Source organism: Chryseobacterium sp. VD8 (assembly GCF_037149975.1).
In the GTDB taxonomy this organism is placed as follows: Bacteria; Bacteroidota; Bacteroidia; order Flavobacteriales; family Weeksellaceae; genus Chryseobacterium; species Chryseobacterium indicum.
On sequence record NZ_JBBCQL010000232.1, the window covers coordinates 1 to 7,244 of the forward strand.

Genomic DNA, 7,244 nt, shown 5'->3' on the forward strand with positions numbered 1-7,244 from the left:
GTTTTTTTGAAAATTCAGAATATTTAATTCCAAAAAGATATGAATATAAAGGATATTTGAATAAAAACGAATTTTTGATTATGAGAAGAAGACATCTTTTTGATATGAGTTCTCCAAATCCTTATATAAGAGGTACGATAAATGATGAAAACGGAAAAACATTCATTAGAATGGAATTCACTCCCATAAAATATTCCGGTATATCCTTAATTTTTCTGATAATTTTTTTAATTATATTTTTCAATATTCCTTTCCAAGGCGGTTCTGATATGTCTTTTATAGTAATTATACCAATAATTGGAGTTATAAATTATTATTTTACTCTAAAAAGAAATATTACTAGGGGAAAATACGATTTTGAAAGAGAATTAAATTTTATAGTTCAGAAAAATAATATGTTAAAAAATACACGATAATTATTCACTCCGTTTCACCGGTTCTAAATTCTCCAGTTCTTCTGGCGTGAAAAGTCTGTAAATGACTTTGAATGTTTTTCCCAGAGGTGTTTCTAAAGAGAATGCGCCCGGTCCGAAACCATCGACAACATCGAGTGTAAAATGTGAGTATTTCCAGTATTCGAAGAGATCACGGTCGATCCAGAATTCATGATTGTTAATCGTACCGATCATCGCATCGTTCATTCTCGGGTAAAATCCTCCTTTTTCAAAACACTGCGGCTGCGTTCCTTCACAGCATCCTCCTGCCTGATAAAACATCAGATCACCGTATTTTTTTTCCAGTTCCCAAATGACTTCCAGAGCTTTTTCGGTTGCTGAGAGTCTTGCTATTCTTGTTTGCATTTTTCTTTATTTTTAGTGAATTAAAGGTCTACGAACACAGTTCAGAAGTGAAGTAAAAAATCTTTATAAATAAGGTTTAGATTCTTCCTTCGTCAGAATGACAACATTTTCGGTATTTCAGAATGTCATTATCTCTTCTTTGATCCATTCGCAAAAATCATGTTCTTAACGCCTCCGTTTCCCTCGTCATTATTTTTCTTACATAAAGTTAAAAAGTTTCGGCGAAATGTCATTTCGCCGAAACTCTAAATTTATTTAATTCGAACTTCCTGCAATATCGAGAACAATTCTGCCATCGATCTGCCCTTTCTTCATTTTATCGAAAACATCGTTAATATCTTCTAATTTTGCCGGGGTTACCGTTGCTTTCACCAGTCCTTCATTTGCAAAATCCAGTGCTTCCTGAAGATCTTTTCGAGTTCCTACGATGGAGCCTCGCACCGTGATTCTTTTTAATACGGTTTCAAAAATCGGAAGTTCAAATGATCCCGGCGGAAGACCATTTAACGCGATTGTTCCTTTTCTTCTGAGGACATCAATTCCCTGTTTAAAGGCAATCGGAGATACTGCTGTAATTAATGCACCATGCATTCCGCCAACCTCTTTATGGAGGTATTCTCCGGGATCTGTTGTTTTGGCATTCACGACCAGATCTGCGCCTAATTTTTTAGCCAGATCCAGTTTATCATCTGCAACATCAATGGCGGCAACATGCATTCCCATGGCTTTTGCATACTGAACGGCAACGTGTCCCAATCCACCGATTCCTGAAATGGCAACCCATTCTCCCGGTTTTGTTTCCGTTTCCTTTAAACCTTTATATACGGTGACTCCCGCACAAAGAATCGGCGCAATTTCTAAAAAGTTAACATCCGGTTTCAGGTGTCCTACATATCGTGAATCTGCAATGACATATTCGGCAAAACCTCCATCAACGCTGTATCCTCCGTTTTTCTGGGCTTCACAAAGTGTTTCCCAGCCTGTAATACAATAATCGCAGCATCCGCAGGCAGAATAGAGCCACGGAACCCCCACTGCATCTCCTTCTTTTACAAAAGCTTCAGGACCACATGCAACGACAATCCCCACTCCTTCATGTCCCGGAATTAAAGGCATTTTTGGTTTTGCAGGCCAGTCACCGTCCACCGCATGTAAATCTGTGTGACAAACGCCACAGGCGATTACTTTTACGAGTACTTCATATCTTCCGGGTTCTCTTACGGGAACTTCTTCTATTTTCAGGGGTTGTCCATAGCCTTGAACAACTGCTGCTTTCATTGTTTTTGGAATCATTATTTATTTTTTTGAGTTGGTTTTTAAGTTTAGTCTGGTTCTTTAAAGTTTTGATACGTTCTAAATGACACAAAAGTTCCTGCTCACCCGAAAATTCCGGATCAGGACGAATGGTTGTTCGCGTGAGGGATAGGAAGGGCGGCGAGGAACGAGCCGGTGCGGAGTGAAACGGAGCACCGAAACGAAGTGGAGCCCTGAATAGCCCGACCGTTTTTCCCCGTTGCCGAGACGGGGAAAACGGGCACGCCCTAATATTTAAGATTAAAAGAAACCTAGTTTGTTTTTGTTGTAGGAAATCAGCATATTTTTGGTCTGACGGTAATGATCCAGCATCATTTTGTGGTTTTCGCGACCGATTCCCGACTGTTTGTATCCTCCGAATGGTGCTCCTGCAGGATATGCATGATACTGGTTTACCCAGACTCTTCCTGCTTCAATATGACGCGGAATGTTATAAAGCTGATGGGCATCTCTTGTCCATACTCCTGCTCCAAGACCGTAAATGGTGTCGTTTGCAATTTTTAATGCTTCTTCTTCGTCTTTGAAGGTGGTGAATGCCAGAACAGGTCCGAAAATTTCTTCCTGGAAGATTCTCATTCTGTTGTTTCCTTTGAAGATGGTCGGCTGAATATAATATCCGTCTTCCAGACCTTCGCCAACATGATTTACATCTCCCCCGACAAGCACTTCTGCGCCTTCTTCTTTTCCTAATTTGATGTAGGAAAGGATTTTGTCTTTCTGAATCTGTGAAGCCTGCGCTCCCATCATTACGGTTTTATCTAAAGGATTTCCGACTTTAATGGCTTTTACCCTTTCGATCACTTTGGCAATGAAGGCATCTGCAATGTCTTCCTGAACCAGTAATCTTGACGGACATGTACAGATTTCACCCTGATTCAAAGCAAAAAGAACTGCGCCTTCAATAGCTTTATCTAAAAATTCGTCGTCCGCATCCATTACCGAATTGAAGAAAACGTTTGGAGACTTTCCTCCTAATTCTAACGTTACAGGGATGATATTTTCTGTTGCGTACTGCATGACCAGTCTACCGGTTGCTGTAGATCCTGTAAAGGCTGCTTTTGCTACTTTCGGGTTGGTTACCAAAGCTCTTCCCAATTCTGCTCCGAAACCGTTCACAATATTTACAACACCTGCCGGAAGCAGATCGCCGATGAGTTCCATAAGAACCATAATGGAAATCGGAGTACTTTCTGCGGGCTTTAAAACAACGCAGTTTCCTGCTGCCAAAGCCGGAGCTAATTTCCAGACTGCCATTAAGATCGGGAAATTCCACGGAATGATCTGTGCGATTACTCCAAGCGGTTCGTGAACGATTAATGAAACGGTATCTTTATCCAGTTCGTTATGAGAGCCTTCTTCTGCTCTGATAACGGATGCAAAATATCTGAAATGATCGATCGCCAAAGGAATATCTGCTGCTAAAGTTTCTCTTACCGCTTTTCCGTTATCGATGGTTTCAACAGTTGCGATGTATTCTAAATTCTGCTCGATCCTGTCGGCAATTTTATTCAAAATGATACTTCTTTCTGTGGAAGAAGTGTTTTTCCATGTCTGGAATGCTTTTTCGGCTGCATTTACCGCCAGTTCAAGATCTTCTTTGGATGAATGCGCTGCCTGTGTGAAATTTTTACCGTCAATAGGTGAAACGACGTCGAAGTATTCTCCGCTAACGGGAGCTGTAAACTGCCCGTTGATGTAATTGTCATATCTTTTTTTGAATTCAGGCCATTGCAATAGTGTGCCTGATTGCTGTTGTGTTGTAGTGCTCATATTCGTACAATTTTAATTTTTATCTATTGCCAAATTACACTTCCCTTAGAGATTCGGATAGCACAATCGTACAAAAAAACTTCAAAATCGTGCAGACAGAAAATTTTATTATTTCATTAACAGTATTGTAAGCCGATTATTTTCTATATTTGAGTAAACAGGCTATTAAAAATGTTTAGAAATGAACAATAACAAGATTTTATTAGAAACTCCTGAATTGAAAAGGGAAAACCAGCTTATGCACTTGGTTGAAAATCAGACAAAATTCAATCTAAACAATTGTGAATTCAGCATCTACGAAACGCATAAGGCTGCTTTCGATGTAAAACTGCATTTTGAAACGATTGCATTCACGGCAATGCTTCGAGGCAAAAAGCATATGAAAATAGATCATAAAACGGGCTATTTCGATTATTATCCCGGAGAAAGTGTTTTGGTTTCGCCGGGAGAAACGATGGTAATCGATTTTCCTGAAGCGGATGAAACGCCTTCCCAGTGTATTTCTTTAAGCCTGAATCCTGAATTCATAGAGAGTTCTCTTAATCACCTCAATTATCATCTTCCGAAAGTAGACGAAACTTCGCGCTGGAATATTGAACTTGATGAATATTTTCTGTTTAATAATCAGTCTTTGGCTTCGGCAACGAATAATATCATGAGAATTGCCATGGACGATAATTCACAAAAGGATATTATGGCAGATTTTGCGTTGAAGGAACTTCTGATCCGCCTGATGCAGACTCAGGCAAGAAGCATGGTGGAGAAAAATATTGTAAAAAATAAATCCAGAATTGGTTTTGCCGTAGATTATATTAAGAAAAACCTTCATCAGAAATTATCGATAGACGGCATTGCAAAAATGGCATATGTAAGTAAATCCAATTTCTTTAAAATGTTCAAAGACGAACTGGGAACTTCTCCGAATGAATTTATTCTGCAGGAGAGAATCAATCGCGCAAAAGAACTGTTGGCAAGCCAGAACAGCATTAAGGAAACTGCTTATCAGACAGGGTTTTCGGATGCAAATTATTTTACGAGAGTATTTAAGCAATTAGTGGGAGTAACCCCGAAAAGTTATCAGGATACAGTGTTGTTTCCGGAATAAAAAAAACACCTCGAATTGAGATGTTTTAATATTATTCTTAATTTTTAATTATCCCTGATAATCATAATATCTTGCGCCTTTTAAAACAGGATTTTCCAATTCTACTGATGTTAAACCAAAGCCTTTATAGTTTTCGTTAACTGAATTTTGCAGTTGTTTTCTGTGGAGTTTTTCGTAAGTCTCAAAATCAATTGCTGTTCTGTTTTTTAAGCTTTCAAATAAATTCCATTTTTCAGCCACCTTTTTCCAGTTTTCTGAAACTTTTCCGGCAAAAACTTTGGATTTTGATCCGCTTCCGTATCCTAAAAATCCGATTTGCTGTCCTGCCAATTCTTCATTCTCGTTAAAAGAAGTCTGTAAAGCGGAAAGTAGAGCCATAAAAATGGAAGCGGTATACATATTTCCGATTTCCGAAGATGCACGTTGAGATTTTTCAATTTTATCATTAATAAACTGAAGGTATTCTTCTGATTTTGCCACCGCTTTTTGTTCTTCAGGAGTTTGGTAAGACAAACCGTTTTCTAAGCTGTAAATTTCTGTGAAAACTCTCTTTCCGTGGAAGGCGTAAGGAAGATGGAAGATCAGATATTTCCAGTTTTCGTAAGGCTTATTAAGCCCTGTAATTTCTTTATAATGATCGTAAGCTTCTCTAATTCTGTCCTGATAACACTGGTTGGAATATTGTCCGTCAAAGACAGGTTCATCCGTGAAAATTTCTATTTTTTCGGGAAAACTTTCGGGAGCATTCGTTAAATCTTCTTTTTTGAAATGACGACGCGGCTTGAAAAAGTCAAAGACCGATTCTGTGGCAACACCCCAATTGTTCTCAATTTCAATGAGATCAGGTTTTGAAGAAATTAAAACCGCAACTGCTCCTCCACCCTGTGTATATTCTCCGGAAGAAGCCAGTTCGTATTTTGCGTAATCACTTGCAATAACTACCGCTTTTTTATCAGGGTTTGCTCTTACAAAATCTAAAGAATTATGAAGCGCATCTACTGCTCCAATACACGCAAAAGTCATGTCTACCACATCACAATTCCTGAAAACCCGTTCTCCAAATTCTTTTTCGAGAACTTTTTCTACCATCTGCATAGCGTAAGAAGCGGTTGGTTTAGCGGCATCTAAAGCGCTTTCTGTTCCTAAATAAATTCTTGATATTTCTTTCGGATCGATGTTATAATCCTGTATGAGCTTAAGTAATGCTTCTGCTGCAAATGTTGCGGCATCTTCATGAACATCGGGAAAGCCCATTTTATGCAATCCCAATCCTTTTTCGAGTTTTGCAGGTTCGATTCCTCTTTTTTCTGCTAAATCTTTAATTTCCAAATATAATGAAGGTGCATAATAGCTTGCTGCCTCAATTCCAAAAGTCATATTTCTTAATTTTCATACGAATTTAGAAAATGTAAACGTTTAATCATATATGATTTTTAGCAATTATTAAAAATTTATTCAGAATATGATAAACCTCAGTGCATTATGTTTTATGCCTGAAGATGGAGATCTTGGATTATTGATCCTCAAACTCATTATTTTTCAGTAATTCTGCCAAAACTTTTTTTGCACGCATCACCCGAACTTTTGTATTGGCGACAGAAATGCCCAGTTCTTCGGCAATTTCTTTGATGCTTTTTTCTTCGAAAAATCTTAAACGAATGATTTCCTGATAATTGACATCTAAAGATTCTATTGTTTTTATGATTTTCTTTTGTTCTTCTTCGGAAATCATTAATTCTTCAGGAGATTTGGCATACTGGTTTTTTACTTCATCCAGATTTTCTGTAGGGTCCTGATTTTCTTTAGATTTTTTCCGCCAAAAATCGATGATGGTATTCTGGGCGATGGTGAGAACCCATGTTTTAAACTGAAAATGCGGATCGTACATTTCCAGCTTTGAAAGGACTTTTGAAAAAACATTTACGGTGATTTCGTCAGCATCATTTTCGTCGTGAACTTTTTTCATTACAAAAGAAAAAACATCAACCCAAAAAATGTTGATGAGCTTTGTCTGCGCTTTCTGGTCTTTTTCCTTCGCTTTCTGAATGAGAGGAAATAATTGTTCGTCGTTCATTAGTAACAAATATAACTGATTTTCGCTGAAAATACAACGCAGGAGATCAAATGATTTTTTGATAAAAATGGTATTGCCGACTGAGGTTTAGCCCTGATCGCAGCATTTGTCTGAGCTCATTTTGTTAGATATAGGTTTCGGCGGCAAAGCCGCCGAAACCTATATCTAACAAAATAGCGAG

At 38.2% G+C, this 7,244-nt stretch carries 7 protein-coding genes; 2 read left to right on the forward strand and 5 right to left on the reverse strand.

From position 1 onward, the window contains the following. A partial coding sequence (locus WFK35_RS18890) for a hypothetical protein (RefSeq protein ID WP_336733862.1) occupies nucleotides 1-416 on the forward strand: 416 nt, incomplete at its 5' end. Here the strand turns inward: WFK35_RS18890 and WFK35_RS18895 are convergent. The 3 genes from WFK35_RS18895 to WFK35_RS18905 form a co-directional block, all read right to left on the reverse strand. Next, nucleotides 417-800: a DUF779 domain-containing protein gene (locus WFK35_RS18895; protein WP_336733864.1), complete on the reverse strand. Its 384-nt coding sequence runs from the start codon at nucleotides 798-800 to the stop codon at nucleotides 417-419. Nucleotides 801-1,055: 255 nt separating this feature from the next. Then, nucleotides 1,056-2,093 (reverse strand): alcohol dehydrogenase AdhP, encoded by a 1,038-nt coding sequence (adhP, locus tag WFK35_RS18900; protein WP_214589019.1) that lies wholly within the window; start codon nucleotides 2,091-2,093, stop codon nucleotides 1,056-1,058. A gap of 261 nt (nucleotides 2,094-2,354) precedes the next feature. Then, nucleotides 2,355-3,884 (reverse strand): aldehyde dehydrogenase family protein, encoded by a 1,530-nt coding sequence (locus WFK35_RS18905; RefSeq protein ID WP_336733865.1) that lies wholly within the window; start codon nucleotides 3,882-3,884, stop codon nucleotides 2,355-2,357. Nucleotides 3,885-4,065: 181 nt separating this feature from the next. Here WFK35_RS18905 and WFK35_RS18910 point away from each other — a divergent pair, with 181 nt between their 5' ends. Continuing rightward, entirely contained in the window at nucleotides 4,066-4,989 is a 924-nt protein-coding gene (locus WFK35_RS18910) for an AraC family transcriptional regulator (protein ID WP_336733866.1), read from the forward strand. A 48-nt stretch (nucleotides 4,990-5,037) separates the two neighbouring features. Here WFK35_RS18910 and WFK35_RS18915 read toward each other — a convergent pair whose 3' ends face one another. Both WFK35_RS18915 and WFK35_RS18920 read right to left on the reverse strand, forming a co-directional pair. After that, complete coding sequence (locus tag WFK35_RS18915) at nucleotides 5,038-6,366, reverse strand: hydroxymethylglutaryl-CoA synthase family protein (protein WP_336733867.1); 1,329 nt, start codon at nucleotides 6,364-6,366, stop codon at nucleotides 5,038-5,040. A gap of 136 nt (nucleotides 6,367-6,502) precedes the next feature. Then, the gene (locus WFK35_RS18920) at nucleotides 6,503-7,063 is read right to left on the reverse strand and encodes an RNA polymerase sigma factor (protein ID WP_235131412.1); all 561 of its coding nucleotides are present in this window, start codon (nucleotides 7,061-7,063) and stop codon (nucleotides 6,503-6,505) included. Nucleotides 7,064-7,244: the final 181 nt, after the last annotated feature.